The 17,716-nt window shown below is 48.0% G+C and carries 15 protein-coding genes and 1 pseudogene; 4 read left to right on the top strand and 12 right to left on the bottom strand.

What is annotated here, in order from left to right; all coding sequences use genetic code 11:
• Positions 1 to 184: 184 nt before the first annotated feature.
• Positions 185 to 1,237, bottom strand: coding sequence for a proline racemase family protein (locus PsAD46_RS22140; protein ID WP_063307883.1), 1,053 nt, complete (start codon positions 1,235 to 1,237; stop codon positions 185 to 187).
• A 93-nt stretch (positions 1,238 to 1,330) separates the two neighbouring features.
• Here PsAD46_RS22140 and PsAD46_RS22145 point away from each other — a divergent pair, with 93 nt between their 5' ends.
• Positions 1,331 to 2,338 (top strand): GlxA family transcriptional regulator, encoded by a 1,008-nt coding sequence (locus tag PsAD46_RS22145; protein ID WP_063288958.1) that lies wholly within the window; start codon positions 1,331 to 1,333, stop codon positions 2,336 to 2,338.
• Between the two features lie 514 nt (positions 2,339 to 2,852).
• Here the strand turns inward: PsAD46_RS22145 and PsAD46_RS22150 are convergent.
• Positions 2,853 to 4,310: a radical SAM protein gene (locus PsAD46_RS22150; RefSeq protein ID WP_063307884.1), complete on the bottom strand. Its 1,458-nt coding sequence runs from the start codon at positions 4,308 to 4,310 to the stop codon at positions 2,853 to 2,855.
• 874 nt (positions 4,311 to 5,184) lie between these two features.
• Here PsAD46_RS22150 and PsAD46_RS22155 point away from each other — a divergent pair.
• Positions 5,185 to 6,411 carry an ATP-grasp domain-containing protein gene (locus PsAD46_RS22155; protein WP_063288960.1) on the top strand — a complete coding sequence of 409 codons (1,227 nt, stop codon included), beginning with the start codon at positions 5,185 to 5,187 and terminating at the stop codon, positions 6,409 to 6,411.
• Position 6,412: 1 nt separating this feature from the next.
• Positions 6,413 to 7,636, top strand: a complete 1,224-nt coding sequence (locus PsAD46_RS22160; protein ID WP_063288961.1) for an MFS transporter — start codon at positions 6,413 to 6,415, stop codon at positions 7,634 to 7,636.
• A gap of 738 nt (positions 7,637 to 8,374) precedes the next feature.
• Here the strand turns inward: PsAD46_RS22160 and PsAD46_RS22165 are convergent.
• The 10 genes and pseudogenes from PsAD46_RS22165 to PsAD46_RS22205 form a co-directional block, all read right to left on the bottom strand.
• Entirely contained in the window at positions 8,375 to 8,752 is a 378-nt protein-coding gene (locus PsAD46_RS22165; RefSeq protein ID WP_084405979.1) for a hypothetical protein, read from the bottom strand.
• Entirely contained in the window at positions 8,745 to 9,035 is a 291-nt protein-coding gene (locus PsAD46_RS27775) for a PAAR domain-containing protein (protein ID WP_063288927.1), read from the bottom strand. Before PsAD46_RS27775 ends, PsAD46_RS22165 begins: the two co-directional genes overlap by 8 nt.
• Before the next feature lie 27 nt (positions 9,036 to 9,062).
• A complete protein-coding gene (locus tag PsAD46_RS22170; RefSeq protein ID WP_063292637.1) occupies positions 9,063 to 9,695 on the bottom strand; it encodes a hypothetical protein in 633 nt (210 codons plus the stop codon).
• A gap of 13 nt (positions 9,696 to 9,708) precedes the next feature.
• Positions 9,709 to 11,106 (bottom strand): hypothetical protein, encoded by a 1,398-nt coding sequence (locus tag PsAD46_RS22175; protein WP_063292636.1) that lies wholly within the window; start codon positions 11,104 to 11,106, stop codon positions 9,709 to 9,711.
• Positions 11,099 to 11,464 carry a hypothetical protein gene (locus PsAD46_RS22180; protein ID WP_063292635.1) on the bottom strand — a complete coding sequence of 122 codons (366 nt, stop codon included), beginning with the start codon at positions 11,462 to 11,464 and terminating at the stop codon, positions 11,099 to 11,101. Before PsAD46_RS22180 ends, PsAD46_RS22175 begins: the two co-directional genes overlap by 8 nt.
• Before the next feature lie 10 nt (positions 11,465 to 11,474).
• Positions 11,475 to 13,601 carry a type VI secretion system tip protein VgrG gene (locus PsAD46_RS22185; protein ID WP_063307885.1) on the bottom strand — a complete coding sequence of 709 codons (2,127 nt, stop codon included), beginning with the start codon at positions 13,599 to 13,601 and terminating at the stop codon, positions 11,475 to 11,477.
• Between the two features lie 66 nt (positions 13,602 to 13,667).
• Complete coding sequence (locus tag PsAD46_RS22190; RefSeq protein ID WP_063292633.1) at positions 13,668 to 14,171, bottom strand: hypothetical protein; 504 nt, start codon at positions 14,169 to 14,171, stop codon at positions 13,668 to 13,670.
• A gap of 2 nt (positions 14,172 to 14,173) precedes the next feature.
• On the bottom strand, positions 14,174 to 15,043 hold the full coding sequence (locus tag PsAD46_RS22195) for a hypothetical protein (protein ID WP_063292632.1): 870 nt from the start codon (positions 15,041 to 15,043) through the stop codon (positions 14,174 to 14,176).
• Complete coding sequence (locus PsAD46_RS22200; protein WP_063292631.1) at positions 15,043 to 15,339, bottom strand: hypothetical protein; 297 nt, start codon at positions 15,337 to 15,339, stop codon at positions 15,043 to 15,045. Before PsAD46_RS22200 ends, PsAD46_RS22195 begins: the two co-directional genes overlap by 1 nt.
• 119 nt (positions 15,340 to 15,458) lie before the next feature.
• Positions 15,459 to 15,975, bottom strand: a pseudogene (locus PsAD46_RS22205) (Hcp family type VI secretion system effector).
• Between the two features lie 816 nt (positions 15,976 to 16,791).
• On the opposite strand from PsAD46_RS22205, the gene PsAD46_RS22215 reads away from it, so the two are divergent.
• Entirely contained in the window at positions 16,792 to 17,634 is an 843-nt protein-coding gene (locus PsAD46_RS22215; RefSeq protein ID WP_063307886.1) for an integrase family protein, read from the top strand.
• The last annotated feature ends 82 nt before the right edge of the window (positions 17,635 to 17,716 follow it).

The raw sequence follows: 17,716 nt of genomic DNA on the forward strand, positions 1-17,716 counted from the left end.
TTCAATCCTCCCAAGTTAAATTCCCTCACTAGTTCGATTGTGAGATCACCCTGAGAATAAGAGACTGATAGCACCCTATAAAAGAACACATAAGTCATTTTGGAGAACGTAGCAGACAGGATTAAGGGGAATTACATTCAGCAACTTCCCCCATCCGAAACTTTACGTTTGAGTTGTTCACCCGTTAGTCTAGCGCAACTGGAATAACATGGTCGATGCCAGTTCCCCAGGTGTCTGCCATGGTGTAACCCAACTGGTAAGGATCTGTTGGATCAGCTCCCAACTGCATGGTTGCATAGATCCAGGCCCTCCCAGAGATACGAGGAATAACTGCGGGTTGCCCAGCCACTTTCGTCTCAGAAAGAATAGAAGCCTCAAAACGAGAGTTGATCGTGGATCGCATTTCGAGCTGCTGATTGGGTTCAATCAATCCCTTGGCATGCATGGCAGCCAGACGAGCAGCGGTACCGGTTCCACATGGTGAGCGATCAACACGTCCTGGTGGCATAATCGTAGCATTGCGGTATGAGCTCTGCTTTCCATCAATCATATCAGTAAACATCAAAAATTCGACACTGTTGAAGTTCTCAATCTCTGGATGCTGAACTGTGAGCTGCTCCTGGGCTGCCCTTTTGATCTTGTTTCCGAGCACAACCATATCTTGCGCGACATCAGGCCCAATACGAAACCCAAGCTGTTTTACATCTGGCAGTACGTAGTAAACACCACCAAACGCAACATCCACCGTGAGCGTTCCCAGTCCTTCTACCTCAAGCTGAGCATTCAGATACTCAGCAAATGCTGGGAAGAAATCCAAGGACACTCGCTCGACACGTCCCTCTTTGCAGTGCGCAACTGCTTTTACCAGTCCAGCCGCAGTGTCCAAAACAACTGTCGTTTCAGGTTCAAGCATTGGCAAGATGCCAGTCTCCAGCAACACCGTTGTCACACACATTGCATTGGATCCAGACATGGCATGCGTCCCATCTGCCTGCATGGGTATAAACGCAGCATGTGCCTCCGAATGTGATGGAGGTAGCAAGAGGTTCGTTGTCATCTGAGCACAACCGCGAGGTTCACGATTTACAAACTGACGAAGCTCATCATTGGCCTTCAGGTACTCCATCTTCTCAAGTATATCAGCTCCGGGAACATTCAGTACTCCACCCGTCAAAACACGCCCAACTTCCCCTTCAGCGTGTGCACCAATTACCGTCACAGATTTATTCCAGCGCATATGCCCTCCTTGTTAGCTAAGGAGAAATGCAGTACGTAACGGGCTAATAATAGAACAAAAAAGACATTTACTTGCAGATTCGGGAGTATCAGCTTGCTTAGCCCTCACATCACAGATGAACAGATTGAACCAGACGTTCGCTTTGCCTTTATTCTCGCTCCGGCGTTTACAATCCTGCCGCTAGCAGGATTTATCGATGCTGTGCGTCACTCCTCAGATGAAGCTGATAGAAGTAGACAAGTATTCTGCCATTGGGATGTTTTAAGTCATGATTTGGAACCCGTAGCATCAAGTTCTGGTCTTGCAGTTATGCCATGGAAGACGTTTGAGGAAGCAGGGATTTATGATTATGTCGTCATCGTCGGCGGCCAACTTGAACAAATGGAACAGATTCCAGAAGAAACCTATGCATTCTTGCGAGACGTTCACGCCAAAGGGACAGAACTTATCGGACTTTGCACTGGTAGCTTTATCATAGCCAAGGCAGGCCTCCTTAACGGTAGAAAGGCCGCAATTCACGCGCACCATCGCCCGCTTTTTTCGCAACAATTTCCAAAGGTAGAGCCCGTAGAAAATGAGCTATATGTCCGCGATGGAAGTATCCTGACCTGCCCTGGTGGAACTGCTGCGATTGACCTTGCAGTAGAAATTTTGATTAAGCACTGTGGACGCTCTCGTGGAATGAAAGGCCTGACGGCCCTCGTTGTAGACGAGCATCGATCAGCACATGAGATTGGGCGGCTTCCCTATCAAGATTTAGAGGAATGCGGAAACTGGCGTGTGGAACAGGCCATTAAAATCATGCGTCAGAAGCTGAGAGACCCAGACACAACAGAAAAGCTTGCCGAAATGCTGGGTTCCACCGTCAGGCAACTGAACAGAGCTTTTACTGAACATGCAAAAGCCACACCACAAGAAGTCTGGCGTGACATGCGCCTCCAGCATGCTCGCTGGCGCCTCATGAACTCAAAACGAACCGTCACCCAAATCGCCCATGAATGCGGTTTCTCCGACAGCAGCCACTTCTCCCGCTGGTTCAAAGCTAAATTCAACCAAACCCCGAAACACTATAGAGCGCAACGTTTGGTGAAGCAGAGATGAACCAACGATTATGTATCGTCGACGCTAAAAGGAAAATTTAATATTACGGCAAGAGTAAAATATCGAATCTCCGTTGCGTCAGTTAATTTAAATATATTATGTCAATAATCAGGTACTAGCCCAGATTCAACAGTTTGTTACTTATGCTCAAATCGCGGACATTCGCACTGGCGTTGACCTTTGATTATTGAGGCGCTCTTACTATTCCTGGTTGCTATCCCACTTAAAAAGTGCGGAGAGACAAGAAAGTGCACTCGCCTTCCACTAGGGCAAAACAGGTTTGCGAACGAGAGTAAACATTTGCGTGGCCAATTATACACGGCGATAATTGGCAAAATTGTGCAGTAGGACGGATCTAAGCTTTATATGCTGCAGCCTCGCATTTTTCAGATGGTTTCATTGCACGGTTAGGAATGGCTATTCTGCTTGGCTCCTCCTAGAAAAAGCAGAAGGAGCCAAGGATTATCAACTTAGGAAAAATAACAAAGTATGAGATAAACTATTCCGTACTCACCTAAATTCGTTCAACGACGCTCTGACGATTATTCGCAGTGTTATCATGATCGATTACACCAGCGTTAATCGCCTCACCAATCTTGAAGCCTTCATGGATGTATGCATCAATGATTTTCTGGCCTTCCTCTTTCTTCAAGAGCCTTACTATGTGGCCCATGAAAACCTCTCCCAATATCGAAAGTCGGTAATCATGAGGTCCCTCGATGACAAGCGCTTCATTGATCAAATCTTGTAGAGTAGAGAGCTGTGCTTCATCCACATCTCCGGCATCAATCATTGCTTGAAGGCGATCTTTTCTCAGCCTTTCATAAAACAATGGGAACGTCCACAAAGACATGTCCTTCTGGTGATGAAGTGCTGACTTTCTGAGGTTGAAACCAAACTCACCATTACGCACAGCTTCTTTCCAATGATTGGTATCTACAGTGTTTTCAAACCGGACACCTGGTGCTGAACCGATAGCCTGTGCACCAGCGGCAATCAGAAACGTATCGTAATGTGCTGCCCCAATACATTCGTTGCCCGGCAAATGATCGATGATTTCCTTACTAACGGAAGCTTTGTCGACATAAGTGTTTGTTCCACAACGAACCCAACCTGACTGCTGCAGAGTACTGTAGGAATGCAATCGCATGATTGCCTGTTCTTTATGCGTTGGCACATGAGGCACCTTTTCGCTTTTCACATCCGCAACCAAAGATGGCGCTGCACCTGGTGTCAGTAGGTATGTACTGACGGCATTGATGATGGGGTGCTTCAAAGCATAATCCAAATCCGCTTCAACATCAGCAAGTGTTTGACCAGGCAAACCGGTGATAAAGTCGGTATTTACGATTGGAATCTTGCCACCAACGTATTCACATAACTCTTCTACCTTACGCATTGATCGCGGCAGACGGATATTAGCCCTGATATCTGGATTGATGCTTTGCACGCCGAAGCTGAGCTTTGTCACATCATGAATAATCAGTTCGTCCAGAAAATCAGGTTTGGTTGTTGCTGGAGCACATTCAACTGCGATCTCCGTGTTTTCATCCATACCCTCTAGCGAACGTACATAACTTAAAAGTCTTCCGATATGGCTACGCACCAGATCTGGGCTCCCGCCTCCAATGTGTATGGAACGAATACGTTTTTGACCATAAGTGGGCGTAATTTGCAGTATCTTGCGGAGTTGCTGAATCAACAGGTCAATATATTCACCCGCATTAGCGAAATCCAGAGTATTGCCTCCGGAGAATGCACAGAATGAACATTTCTGGGCGCAAAACGGGATGTGAAGGTACAGCTGGAATGTTGTTTCATCAGTTACTGGAGCTGCGGAAATACACTGAACTATTTCCGTCTCACTTAATTTCTTACTATCTGGGACCATCCAGTAATCAATTGTGTTTCGTGCCATGTATTTAAAGCGTGTATTTAAAAGATTTTCATCGCCTATGCGAAGATCAACCATGTATAACCTCAAAGTATAATTTATTAATATTGCACTTATGTTAACAAAATTAACTCATATCAATCAATTACTAGAAGTATATTATATAATGAGAAATATTTATTCATACAAAATTCGATATTATTAACAATATACGTGCATTAGATTAATTAAAATAAGTAACATTAAATATATTATTATATAAAGAGGATTTTTATACATATATTACATTGAGGTAGTTCTCTAAATAGCTTGGCCTTGTTCATTGAAAAATAACAAAGCCGTCGCTCCATGAATTAAGAATAATGGCAATGAACGCTATGAGACAGGATCAGGCCACCAGATACTAAATTTCATGCTATTTTAAAGTAATCCATGAACTCTGTATGGACTTCATCTGATAAATAAGTAATTTAACTCATCAAAGCAGGCATTTTCTAGTTTTTGCACACAGTAATCAACTCATAGGGAGGCGATCAGAAAGCCTTTAGCTCGTGGGTTGAGGCTATTTGCTGCTAATATTTTGGGTTGCATTTTTTTAATCTACACGCTTATATGTTTTTGCTTTCAATATAAGATTGTCTTTTTGGTTATTTATTTTAATCTTATTGAGAGTTACTTTAGAGCGATTCATCTAGCTTAACTTAAGCTGACTTCTATGTACGCATACCAAGTACACGATTAGAAATACAATTGACTACGAGCCATTGCGCTAATTTGTCAAGAAAAACAAAAGACAAGTGCGTTTGATGCCTATATTCAGGAGAGTTCTAATTGGAGTGCGATCCAGATTGGCGACAGGCTGTAGGGCAGATTGGTCTCCCAGTATTGGTGAGATTGGTAAACTAATAAATTTTGTAACTTAATATAGATTTCAAATAGGATTCTTTAAATTATGAAAAAGATCGTAATATTTTTTCGTGGTGAAGTTGCCATGCACTTTAAATATCTCGACAATTTCGTGAGAGTTATAAAGGATCTGAAATATTCTTTGCATGTTATGTTCCATTCTGGAAGCACGCCACCGAAAAGCATGCTCAATAAGCTCATGGCATATGAGTTTATTGACTTGAGTTCAGTGCCCGACGTGCGTGCACGAGTGGCTGAGATTTGCTCTAAGGAAGCGATCGAACGTATTTTTGTTTTCCACGATGAAGATGTTTACACTGCTTGTCTGTGCAGGGAAGACAATAATATTGTCGGATTACGACCAGCAGCCGGCATCCATTTTAGAGATAAAAACGTGATGCAACAGCGTGCTAAAGAACTCGGCCTTAAAACACCTCATTGCTGCGTTCCCCATACAAGGGCCACCTTAGATGAGTTCGCAGGACAACACGGTTATCCGATAATTATCAAACCATATGACGGTTATGGCTGCGGTAATACCTTTAAGGTTGAAACGCCGGAGCAACTTGAGGAAATTTGGAAGAAAATTCGTAATGAACGCCATGATTACCGTGTCGAGGCATATATTCATGGAGTTCAATATTTTATCGATAGCTTAGTGCAGAATGGTGAGACCGTTTTCGACAATCTTTCGCAGTATACTTACAATATTATTGACTATAAAGAGTCAGGACAACACCAAGGCGTTATCACCCTCGGCCAGGGTGAAAATATAGAGCAGAGAGACATTCTTGCGCAATGTCGACACCTCTTAAATCATTTTGGCATGCACACAGGTGTTGCTCATACTGAGTTCTATCTTACTGACGATGGAGAAATTTACTTCGGCGAGTCTGCTGCTCGCTGTGGTGGGGGCCCCATAATTTCCCTTATCAACCATGCCTACGGATTTGATCTGGTAGAACAATGGGTCAGGCTTGATCTTAATGAAGAAGCCCATATCACCCAAGACTACACGACAAGTTTTGGTGCCGAATACCTTTCCACTCTGGTTACAGGTTCTATAACACAGATCAGTGACAGTGACGCCATACGCGCGTTACCTTCAGTCCTTGAAGCCGAAGTGTGGGCGCAGAAGGGAGATGTTCTGAAAGAGGCTGAACATTGCTATGAAGTGCTGGGCTATTACATTTGTCATGGCGATGATTTTGCAGGGGTCGCCCAGAAATTTCGAAACATTCGCGAAGCCTTCCAGATCCAAGTAGGTAACTGATATGTTTACTATAGCCAAAGACTTCCAACAGTTACCCCGGCAACTATATTTCATTTTCCTCTGCTCGCTGGTGAATAGATTGGGTATGTTTGTCTATCCCTTCCTCACCCTATATCTCGTAAATGGGCGCGGTTTATCTGTCGCTGCTGCAGGCACTATGCTGTCAGTTGGTAGCTTGGGAATGATCCTGGGTAATCTGCTGAGCGGCAGTCTAGTCGACCGTTGGCAAGCAAAAGGAGTTATTCTCTTATCATTTTCTATCAATATCATCGGTTATTGGGGCCTGATGACCCAGAATGCATCTCCTTATGCTTATACTTTTTTTCTCTTTGTCGGACTACTTGGCATGGGGATGTACGGGCCAGCTGGTAGTCTATTGATCGCCAAATTGTCTTCTACAGAGCAACGGCAGTTTGCCTATGCTAATGACTATGTTTTCAAAAACTTAGGCATGGCTTTTGGGCCATTACTCGGTGGTGTGCTTGCAGTGCGCTCATTTGAGCTTGTATTTTATGGCGACATTCTATCCAAGACGATTTGCTTGTTACTCATATATTTTGGACTAAAAGCAACAATCGGTGGTAGTCAGCAAAAAGCCCAGCAAACGCAGAATAACCAAAGCTTAATACAACTTCTCATTGCGTCCCCAGCGCTTACGGTATTCTGCTTGTCCGGTATCCTGCTAATAGGTGTATTATTCGGCATGGAGTATCTGGTGCCGTTATTGCTAAAAAACGTATTTCATACCAGTGAGATAATGGTTGGTGCTGTCTACACATTGAATGCAGCAATCGTCCTTGGCGCATCGTTCATTGTCGAGCGTTTGATACGAGACCGTAGTGAGCCGCTTATGATGGTTATATCTGCTTGCTTCTGGGTTGTTGGCATGCTGACGATCGTTATCGGGTTCAACACGACGGCATTGCTACTAGGGATTACATTCTGGTCTCTTGGAGAAATCATCTACTCCATTATTCTACCGGCTTACGTCTCGAAGAATGCACCGGAGCATTGTAAGGGTCGTTTCCTAGCATTGGTTGACCTTACAGTGAGTGGCGCACGTATAGTCTTCCCCGCGTTACTGGGATACATCTGGTTTAACTATGATGTGCAATCTGCTCTCTGGCTTTTGACTGTTATGCCAACTCTCGGGCTACTGGTCTATGCCAGTATTTTCCTAATGCATAGCCGTCGATCACCAGCATTGGAAACCGCTAGAGATTGACCGAGCCTTATTAGTACGAACGTTCCTTTCTGAAGGCATCTATATTTGTTCAGATCACAGCAAACGCTGCTTACACTCTGAAAAGTGAGCGTGGAACCTGAGGGAAAGCTAGACGCTATCGATATCGACTGCTTTGATGATCGCAAAGTTTAGAAAGGTAAACAGGCTCAGGGTTGTCTATTTTTTTTGGGGGGGTAATAGACTGATCATTTGATTTGAATAATGGAGTGTTGTGACCATATTTGCGAAGATAACAGTGAGAGATGAGCCAAAAACCAATAGTAGACAGCAATTTATGGGCAAAATCTAAAACCCTAGGGGAATAGCTCGAATGTCCAGAGTTGGCCCGTTGCACCTTGAAACAGCCACATGCATTTTCAATTTTCCGCATCGCAGCAAACGCCAGCATTATACGCATTGACTAAGCCATTGCCGCTCAGTTAAGCGCCTGGCTTGTTGGCTACGCCTACGAATGATAGTTCAATCGAGCATTAGTAGCGTACGTGGAATATATTAACTCCGCAAGCCAATTAGAAACTACATCTCATCCCAATCCGTTAGAAGAACATATGCCACTTGGCCCCCAGCATTGTCTCATCAGGCTTTTACAACTGTGCCTTTAATGTTGACGTGGTGTTGACTCAAGAACTTACGTTTCCTTCATCCCAACACTGGGACAGGACCTCAAGGTGATCAGGATACTCTTGAGACATTAACTCAGGTGCACCGAGTACCGTCTTAATCGTAAGCCTTTGCCAACTTTAATGCCCGCTTTTGACTATCACTGAGTTTTTCATCGTTCACTGCGCTCGACCAAGCGACTTTGAAGGCTTGATCGTTAGAACTTTGGCACCAGGACAATGCTACCGCGCCGAGCGCCGTCCAGCCGATGCCATCACACATCTGAGCCCATCTTTTCGCAGGGAAGGATCCTAGTTTCTTCAGAAGGCTTAGATCTGTCTCGTCAATACGGGTCTGATTTTCTTTGCCGCCCTCAACGCCCGCAGACGCAATCCAGAGAGGTTCGCTGGCATGAAGGCCTTGCCATATATCTACCGGTGTGAGGCCTTCTCCTAAGTCAAATACTCCAGGCTTTGATGTGTCTTGATCAGCCACCAATTTCAACATCCCCCGATCCAGCGGAAGCAGAGCCACCACACCCAACAGCATCGCCCACTCGACACACTGCACGGCCATTGACGAACACGGATCCAGATCCTGCGGACATGGAACGAGGATGAGGTGGACAATTGCCGCAACCATGCGGAATAACGCCGTCACCGACACGCACCACAGCAATAGCATTTACAAACACATCAGGGCTTCCGGCAGAGGAAGGCGTAGGCGGAAAACACCCATGACCCGCGGCAATATCGCCTTTTCTATAGGCAGCTGGCATCTAAACCTCAAAACAGCAAACTTAGACCTACCTGGTAGGGCTCAATAAAATGATTTCCCCTTCCATGAAGGCAACATTACCACCACCAACCCACAGTTTATAGAAAGGTGTATGGTCTACAGGGAAGCCCACGAGTTCTTGCATCAAATATCTTGTAATTTCGGGAGACATGGTAAGATGTAAAATCGCCTCTTCTACTCCGTAGAATCTTTCATCTTGATCTAGGTAGTCTCCAAAATAATTTGACATCTCATCATTGATACCTAGCCATGGCAAACTTCGATCACCACGCAAATTATGATAAGTTTCATATTCTTCAACATACTTAATATTACTTATATTTACTTGAGATGCCAATTCAGATTCATTCTTTGCAAGTAAGAAATTTGCTATATTATCCCTATAACTTAACGCTAGATCATGTATCTCTTGCCTATCGAGTTTCTTCTCCTCATTTTGCACGAAGTACAATCCCGTAAAACTGCAATCAAGCCTCAATTTATTTGTTTTTTCTATTAGTCTAAGACTGTCTTTAAGCGCCTTAAATGCCTCTTCTGGCGACACAATGTCTGCAGTGTCTGTTAATAGTGCAGCAAAATCATCTGCATCAAAATGGCTAGAACCATTCAGATATTCTTTCCAATCTTCTAGCATTCCCATTTAATTATACCTTTTATCCGCCACCTGCTGTTGTTATCGCCTCTTTGAGTTTATCGGGAAAGCTATCAACTCCATTATCCAGCCAAGAATTTGCCCAATAACCTAATCGTCGCAGAAGTTCTTGCCTACTTTCTGCAGTCTCAATTATTTCATCAAGGGACTCATGCATTTTCTTGGAACCAACTCCAGAGCCACGCCCTCCTCCCTCTTTACTGTGACGCCAACGCTCGCCGGGTTGGCGAGTTGGATCTGGCCCCTCAGTGAGTTTAGTTGGAGAAGTCCAATCCATAACTTCCGCAGCACTAAAACCAAGCCGTTTTAGTTTTGGCAACTGAGAGCGCTTTAACCATTCATGCTTCTCCCCCCCGTTTAGCATTTGCCGTTTAATCGCTCTGTGATGCTTGGGAATAGCCCATAACTTATCTAACTCATCTGGACTTAATTCATCAAACCACTTTTCGAATCCTTTTGTAAGTGTCGGTACCTTACCATCTGGCAGAAGCTCCTCTATTGAGCGCGACTTTTTGTTTTTCTTGTCTTCTGCATCATTATCGTTTGATTGCTGTTCCCCACCACCCTTCGCTTCGGCAGCACCTTTGTCCCGGTCCGGCGCGGTCGTGCCCTGATTATCTGACCCTAAGAGTTTTTTCTCTGCATCTGAAAGGTCAGTGGACGTGTCGATGTCACCAACACTTTTCTCAACAACCGCTGGTTTCGAAGGATCAAAACTGTCTTGCTTCAGAAAGTTCCGTTCACTGCGAACAAAGACCTTAACAAGGTTTGATCCAGGTTTTGCGACGCGCCCGACGAATTTGAGCGTCAAAGCCGCAACTCCCAGCCCTAACCCCACAAGGGCCAGCGCAATGCCTTCTTCAGTGACGGCATATCCAGCATCGACAGCTGCCTTGCATAGAGCAACCTTCCAGGTGCCGTTATCAATGGCAGTAATCGCATCTTGATAAATCGTCTTGAACGATGTCCAAAGGTTTTCAAAAAAAGCGTTGAAGCTTCCATGCATGACAGCTGTACGGTGGTCATAGGCTTGCCGGTAAGTGGCATAAGCCTTCTCTTCAGCCAGCTTTGCTGCACGCGCACGCGCTGTGTCACCCAATGCTGTTGCAAGCCCGTGTTCTGCGCGGGCTCGCTCATAGGCTCTGCGAGTATCTACTTCCGCATCTCGCGCTGAGCTTAAATTTGTCGGTAGTCCAAATTCTTCAATGGCCTGTCTGACAAGCGCACGCGCCTCTTCCTGCTCTTCAGGTGTGCCAGTAAGACAAGCAAGTAGGCCGATAAAGTGAATTGTGGCTGCGTATTCTTTGGCACGATCCGCCGCGTGACCGATACAGGATTGACCGTCAACATGCATGCCACCTGGCTGCGTGTCTGGAAGGTGGAAATCAGAGTCAGTCATTACTCTTCCCTCCAAAGAGGTTTAGAAAATGACTTGTGCCAATAGCTGGTGTAATTGTTGCATCCAGGACGGGGCGTGCGACCTTGCTTGCACCAACAACAGGGACGCTCAGTAATGAACTCACCATATCGGACTTCATCGCGACAAGAGCACTTTTATCACCTTCCTGGAGATCCATGGCCTTATCAATGAGGCCCAACACGATCCCATGTTGGGCTTTAGGATCAGGGTCGTAATCGAAGGGATCTTTCAGAGGTTTCCCACCAGCGTCTGCAAAAAACTTGCTCCGATACTGATCTCGCAACTTGCGACGTATCGGTTCTTTGGCAACAAATTCACCATCATCATATCTGCGCATCTGACGCCCCTTAGTTCAGCTTGATTTTGCCGCCCTTCTGGACGATCTGCGAAGAACCATTGATGCTGATGTTAACGCCTTCGATTTTTATGTTGCCCGCTTCCTCCATGACGATTTTGGATTTGCCGCAGACAATCTCGAAGGTTTTGCCGACAACAATCGTCTTGTTCTGACCAACCTCTTCGTAGGCTCCCATGAGTACTGATTTGTTCTCAATGCCCCCAACGGACAACTGATAACCACCACCAACTGCCGTGGTTTTCGCTCCGCCGATGACTTCAGACGAAGAAACCATCACAGTCTCAGCTTTGTTTTTACCAACTGCGATAACCAGATTGCCTTCGCCCATGTTGAGGCCGAACTTGCCAAGGGTTCCGGCAATGCCGCCGATTTTCTTGCCGAGGGCTTTTTCTACGGATTTGAACTTCTCGGTAACAAACTGCTGTAGCTTGTTGGGGCCAACCATCAACGTCATATTGCCACCAATGACTTCGTGGTGGCTGTTGCCCACTTCGATGGATTTGTTGTGGCCGATGCTTTCTGACTGGTTCACATCGACACGCTTGGCACGGTTATTCTCGACATGAATGTCCTGGTCTTTCTGGGCATGAACATAGATCTGTTCCTGACCAGATTGGTCCTCAAACGAGATCTCATTAAATCCCTCGCCTTTATGGCTGTCGGATCTGATGACCATTTTGGTCTTGTGGTCTGGCAGCTGGTAAGGAGACTTGTTGTTGTTGTGATACGTCCGCCCAGTGATGATGGGTTGGTCGGGGTCACCTTCGAGGAAGTCTACGATGACTTCGTGGCCGATGCGGGGGATGGCGATGTGCCCCCAGCTGGTGCCGGCCCAGTTGGAGGAAACGCGGATCCAGCAGGAGGAGGTGTCGTTCTTCTTGCCGTGGCGGTCCCAGGGGAACCAGACTTTGACCCGGCCATGTTCATCGCAGTAGATCTCTTCGCCCTCAGGGCCGGTCACATGGGCAATCTGCGGGCCGTCCACCAATGGCTTTTGGTGCAGTTTGGGCCGGTATGGCAGACGCGCGGGCATGACTTCAAACCCGGCGCTGTAAGTGGTGGTGCCGCTGCCCGCCAGCTCCGCCACCGCTTGCGGCTGACTGCCCTGATGCGAGACGGACAGCAAATGATACTTGATGTTGTAATCGCTGTTCGGGTGGTCTGTGAGCGCAAACTGATGGCCCACCATCAGGTGAATGGCATTGGTGGCGCCATGACCTGTGGTGGCTTCTACGCGAGCAGCTTCCAGCCGGTGTTTTGTGAACGGCTTGCCGACGCCATCTGCCTTGTAACGTCCCGGATATTCATAGAGCGCATAGTCTCCAGCTGAACCGTTGTCCTCACCGCGCTGATGGGTGTGCTGCTGGTTGTAAGGTGGGTTCTTGAACGAATAATCACGCTGCATGAAGCTGGTGGCGCGTAGCTGCTCACGCAGGACAAAGCTGTTGCAATAAACGCCTTTGACCGCCCCGCCCGCCATGGCGTTGTATTCCAGGCTCGCTTGGTCTGACAGCTGCGAGACAATCTGCGGGTTATCAATGAAGTGCAGGGTATGTTGGCCGTTGGCACCATAGGTAAAGTAGTACCAAATGCCTTCCTCTGCGGTGATACGATCTAGAAAGCTTAAGTGACTTTCCCGGTACTGCACGCAATATTCACGGGCCTCATGAGGCTCGGTCAGATCCCACTTCACATCCTCTACGCCGTGCTCCTTAAGCAGGATCTTGACGATCTCGGGTACGCTCTTCTTCTGAAAGATCCGGCAGTCAGAGCCATGGGCCAGCCGGTGCAGGCTGGGCAGCAGCGTGAGTGAGTAACTGGTGCGATGATGGCCTTCATTACCGCGAGCAATCTCCGCAATCACTCCGGAGAGATGGCGCAGGCCCTCGTATTTGTGATGAATGGTCAGCGTGGCAGGCGTATCCAGCAGGCCATGCAAGTCCAGCGCGTTGTCAGGACTGGCTAGCTCAATCTGGATCTGCGTGAGCCCGTTAAGGCGCTCTGTTGCCGAGAACCCGGTGACCAGCAACTCCGCGTTGGGCTGCGCAGGAGCTGCAAAGGTGAAGGCCAGATCTTGTTGTTGAAAGAGCTGCGGGATTTGGACAATAGCATTCATAACAAACTCACTGGCAAAAGAAAAAACAAAGGAACTATAAGAATTGAGAATGGTCTGGGAGGCTCGTTAGGGCCTCACCGCTGGCGGTGGATAGGGTTTGCCAGCAACAGAGGTTGGCGGACACAACACACCGGGAGCCACCAGCGTTTCGTCCTTGCGTTGAAAGTCATTCAAAAAAGTTTGGTCACAGGAGCGGTATCCAGCTGCGATAGCCTGAGTACGGGCATAGTCGGTGATCACAACCCCAAGAAAGGCCCCGCCAACAGCAATGATTAAGAATGCTGCTGAGAAGCTTTTGGCTGAGCGTTTGATCCATCTTTGGCCCCAAGGAGTAAGAGCGAAATGGAGAACAGGAAGACAAAGCCCTGCAAGAACCCATTGAGTCTTTCCGCGCGGGACAATCAGAAGGTCCTGAGCATGCCCGAATAAAAGAAAGATATCAGAGAGGATGATCCAGCACAGGAAAACAACCAGACAATCCAAAACCAGCATTGCAACATGTGTCCGTTTGAGATCAGCAGCCAGCCAATTTGCGGATTTCTCAATGCGGTCAAAACACCAGTCAAACATCGCTACCTCCGGTAGATCTGGTTATACAGATCCGAACCGCCAAAGTGCCAGATGATCTCACGCTCTAGCCGATACAAGAAACTATTGCTGCGGCGTTCAAACTCTTCCACCTTCTGGCGCATGGAAATTTGTGCTTCACGAATGATCCGCCCTGTCTCCTGAATTCCATGGGCAATTGCCTTACCCGTCCAGTACAGAGCTTGGCCAAGTTTTTCCCGGATACCAAACGCCTTGTCGAGTTCGGTTAAAGCAATACCAGCGATCATTCCAACAACGATCGCTCCTCCAGCAACAGCAAGGGCGGGAAGCGCAATCACAGTTAGTCCAGCCAGCCAACCAGCTGCCAGCGTCCCTGCAGCCAAAGCCACGGTGCCAATGGCAACATCTGTAATGATGTTGGCAAACAGCTCATGATAGAGCTTCTCATCACTCATGATGAACTGCATCACATCGAGCGCCACATAACAGGTGATCATGATGACTGCGTTTGACCTACCTGCTGATTTTAGTGCCTCCGGGCCAATGCCAAAGGCGACGACTTTGGGGGAAGTGGACAGATACCGTGTGCCCTTTAAGGTCTCACGCAGGGCAGAGTATCCCTTAAACACCACGTATGTCTTGCCATTCACTACCTTTGTGTAATAGCGCCCCTGCAAACCAATTTCCTTCAAGAGTGTCTGACCACCCTTCATGTCGCGTAGCAGCACTGGCAGGCTCGCCAGATCCAGCGCACCACCTGTTGTTGCTCCTAGGCTTTGATGGGCGTCTACCACGGCTTGTGCGAACAGCTCCATGTCCATCACCACTGCTTCATCCTGGCGTGGATTGATCAGCTCTGCTGCCATGCGTTGTTCCGCCAGCGGGTAGACCATCAGAATATCTCCTTGTGGGGCTGATCCCCTGGCTTGACCATCAAGCGGTGACCTGGAAACTGATCCAGAAAGCCCCGGATCTCCAGCTCTTCAGACAGATCTTCGTGCAGAGCATCTGATGAGCGCTCAGGCCGGTCACGGCCTTGCAAGACCACATGCGCCGTGCCTGCCGGATCGCACTCTTTGGGAGCTGCTTCTGCAATCGCCTCCACCTTGCGCCGCCGCCACAACAAGCTGCGAAAGAAGCTGCGCAGGTAGCCGCGCTTCGCTGAGGCTTTGCCAGAGACAAACTTCATATTCCAACTCCGCAGATCAGGCTCAAATCAAAGACTGCCCATGGCCTAACTCCACCATAGACAGTGTCCGGGCCAAAGCTGGCCCGGATCTGACTTCCATTCCCATCAGGAAGGAAGGCTTAAGCAGCAGGTGCACGCCAGTCGTCAGCACCAGATGTGCCGGAGACTGTGTGTTCCCACATGATCTTGCGGTATGACAGCTCAATGGTGATCAGCTGAGTGAAGTCAGCATTCTTCGGATCCTGACAATGCGGCAGGCCACACTCGATGTTGGTGATCAGTGCATCTTCAAAGGAGGTGGAGAAGAAATGCTCCTGCTTGCCGGAAGAATTGGTGCGGTACCATTTGACTTCACATTTAGGCAGCATCTCACCGGAGACCAGCGCATTATACAGCAGCGGGATGGACTTGTTCATGGAGCAGGTGAACTTGAACGGCGTATGCACGCGCTGACCAGCTGGCTGACCGGACTGGATATCACGCGGAATGATGACGGTATGATCAATGGCCTTGTACCATGATCTCGTCTTCATGACCTTCCTGCCACACGTTACCGACGGAATCCTCAGTGAACGCGCCTTGAGTGATTGGACCCTGAGTTGACCCTTCAATGGTGATATAAGCGGGTGTTGGCATAGTATGCTCCTGGTGAGCGCCCTCCGTTTGCGGATAGACGCAGCAAAACAAATAAATGAACCCCATTTGACAACAATGGGCCACAGCCCCAGACACCAGTCTGCAGCTGCGTACCAACACAATTGCAACTTGCATGCCAAGTCGGATTAAGTCTCCTCAACGCAATGCAGGAACGAACACATACTATTGAAACAACTAGGGAAAATGGATCTGCCAGGCACACTACTCTGACATAAATCCTGAGTGGAGAGGGAAGCGATCTCGGGCCAGAAATGGCCCGGAGCCCCACAACAGATCCACGAACTTAGCGCAACACATTGAAAACATTATAAAAAGAAGCTGGCCATTTTTGGCCCAACCTAAGCCAAAAAATGGCCCGACCTTGATATATAAGGGAAAATCGGAACAGCCCCTCAAAGGCAAGGCGCTCTTTGAGCCGTATCAGAGGCCCTTCGCACCCTAAATGCCCTTCAAAACAGCTCCTTCCAGAAGAACGGCTGGCGACCCCAGCCAGCGAAAATCAACCTTTCAGATGAAGATCGCTCAGGATTGAGCTTGATATGCAACCTAGATGAAGCTGGCGGCCCTGGTTTGTCACTGTCATCTTCCAGTTCTTTCGCAGGTGTGATTTTTCTTCTGGTCTGGCGTCTTATGCGCACCCCTTCTACTTTTCATTGCCTTTGAGCGCCTATACGCCCAAGACCGGCTTCTATTAGGCTTTCCTGCAAGTGTGAGTGCGCCATACTAGGAGACTTGGATCTTGCAAGAGTTGGCACACTACGCATTACTTGGATGTTATGTGAGGGGGAATGGATTGTGCCAAGTCGTCAGCGCCTTACAGAAAAGATTGCTCGCACTGCAAAGCCCACAGTTCGGCAATACCAGCTGTTTGACAGCGTGGTCGCCGGCTTTGCACTGGTGATCTACAAGTCCGGTACCAAGGCGTTTAACGTGTCCTATCGCGTCAATGGCCGCCAGCGTCGCTACACCATCGGCCAATGGCCGGCCTGGAGTGTAGTCGCAGCACGAGAGCGAGCCAAAACCATCCGCCGGGAGATTGAGCTTGATTACGACCCGTTGGGCGACCGGGAAGCAGAACGTGTTGTGCCGCGCGTAAGCGATCTTATTGAGCGTTATATCGATGAGCACCTACCCAAACTTGCCGCCCGCAATCAGGCAGACCAGATTTCCATGCTGAGTAAGCTGGTGCTGCCACAGTGGAAGAACCTTCTGGTGCGCGAGATTTCACCTGCGGATGTCAACAAGCTGCTCAGCAACGTGGCCGCTGGGCGACATCGTCCCGCAAAGAAACTCAAACGCCGAAGCAAACCAAAATCCAAACCTATTCGAGCCAATCGTCTCGGCGAGATCCTACGCAAAATGTTTAATCTATCGGTGCAGTGGAAGATGCGTCCTGATAACCCAGCGCAAGGGTTCCACAAAAGGCTAGAGAATGCCCGCGAGCGGTTCTTGTCACTTGCTGAGATCAACCGTCTGTCTGATGCGCTCGAGAACAGCAAAGACAAACGCGGGGCTGATGTGATCCGCCTATGCCTTCTTACAGGCTCACGTCTGGGCGAAGTCAGATTTGCACGCTTTGAGCAGTTCAACCTCGTGTCCGTCGTCAAAGATAGTTGGACAAAATTGGCTTTCGATTAGTGGAGTGTCTGGCCCAATTGCGTGTTGATGTTAAGCGGCTTGTGCGTGGTAGCGCAAGCGTCGGTTTTGAATAGTTCTGCGT

Source organism: Pseudovibrio sp. Ad46, assembly GCF_001623065.1.
Taxonomy (GTDB): Bacteria; Pseudomonadota; Alphaproteobacteria; order Rhizobiales; family Stappiaceae; genus Pseudovibrio.

What these genes read in the sequence shown, in the direction of transcription:
- PsAD46_RS22140 (WP_063307883.1), bottom strand. Translation starts at nt 1,237, where the DNA reads ATGCGCTGGAATAAATCTGTGACGGTAATTGGTGCACACGCTGAAGGG.
- PsAD46_RS22150 (WP_063307884.1), bottom strand. Translation starts at nt 4,310, where the DNA reads ATGGTTGATCTTCGCATAGGCGATGAAAATCTTTTAAATACACGCTTT.
- PsAD46_RS22155 (WP_063288960.1), top strand. Translation starts at nt 5,185, where the DNA reads ATGAAAAAGATCGTAATATTTTTTCGTGGTGAAGTTGCCATGCACTTT.
- PsAD46_RS22160 (WP_063288961.1), top strand. Translation starts at nt 6,413, where the DNA reads ATGTTTACTATAGCCAAAGACTTCCAACAGTTACCCCGGCAACTATAT.
- PsAD46_RS27775 (WP_063288927.1), bottom strand. Translation starts at nt 9,035, where the DNA reads ATGCCAGCTGCCTATAGAAAAGGCGATATTGCCGCGGGTCATGGGTGT.
- PsAD46_RS22170 (WP_063292637.1), bottom strand. Translation starts at nt 9,695, where the DNA reads ATGGGAATGCTAGAAGATTGGAAAGAATATCTGAATGGTTCTAGCCAT.
- PsAD46_RS22175 (WP_063292636.1), bottom strand. Translation starts at nt 11,106, where the DNA reads ATGACTGACTCTGATTTCCACCTTCCAGACACGCAGCCAGGTGGCATG.
- PsAD46_RS22180 (WP_063292635.1), bottom strand. Translation starts at nt 11,464, where the DNA reads ATGCGCAGATATGATGATGGTGAATTTGTTGCCAAAGAACCGATACGT.
- PsAD46_RS22185 (WP_063307885.1), bottom strand. Translation starts at nt 13,601, where the DNA reads ATGAATGCTATTGTCCAAATCCCGCAGCTCTTTCAACAACAAGATCTG.
- PsAD46_RS22190 (WP_063292633.1), bottom strand. Translation starts at nt 14,171, where the DNA reads ATGTTTGACTGGTGTTTTGACCGCATTGAGAAATCCGCAAATTGGCTG.
- PsAD46_RS22195 (WP_063292632.1), bottom strand. Translation starts at nt 15,043, where the DNA reads ATGGTCTACCCGCTGGCGGAACAACGCATGGCAGCAGAGCTGATCAAT.
- PsAD46_RS22200 (WP_063292631.1), bottom strand. Translation starts at nt 15,339, where the DNA reads ATGAAGTTTGTCTCTGGCAAAGCCTCAGCGAAGCGCGGCTACCTGCGC.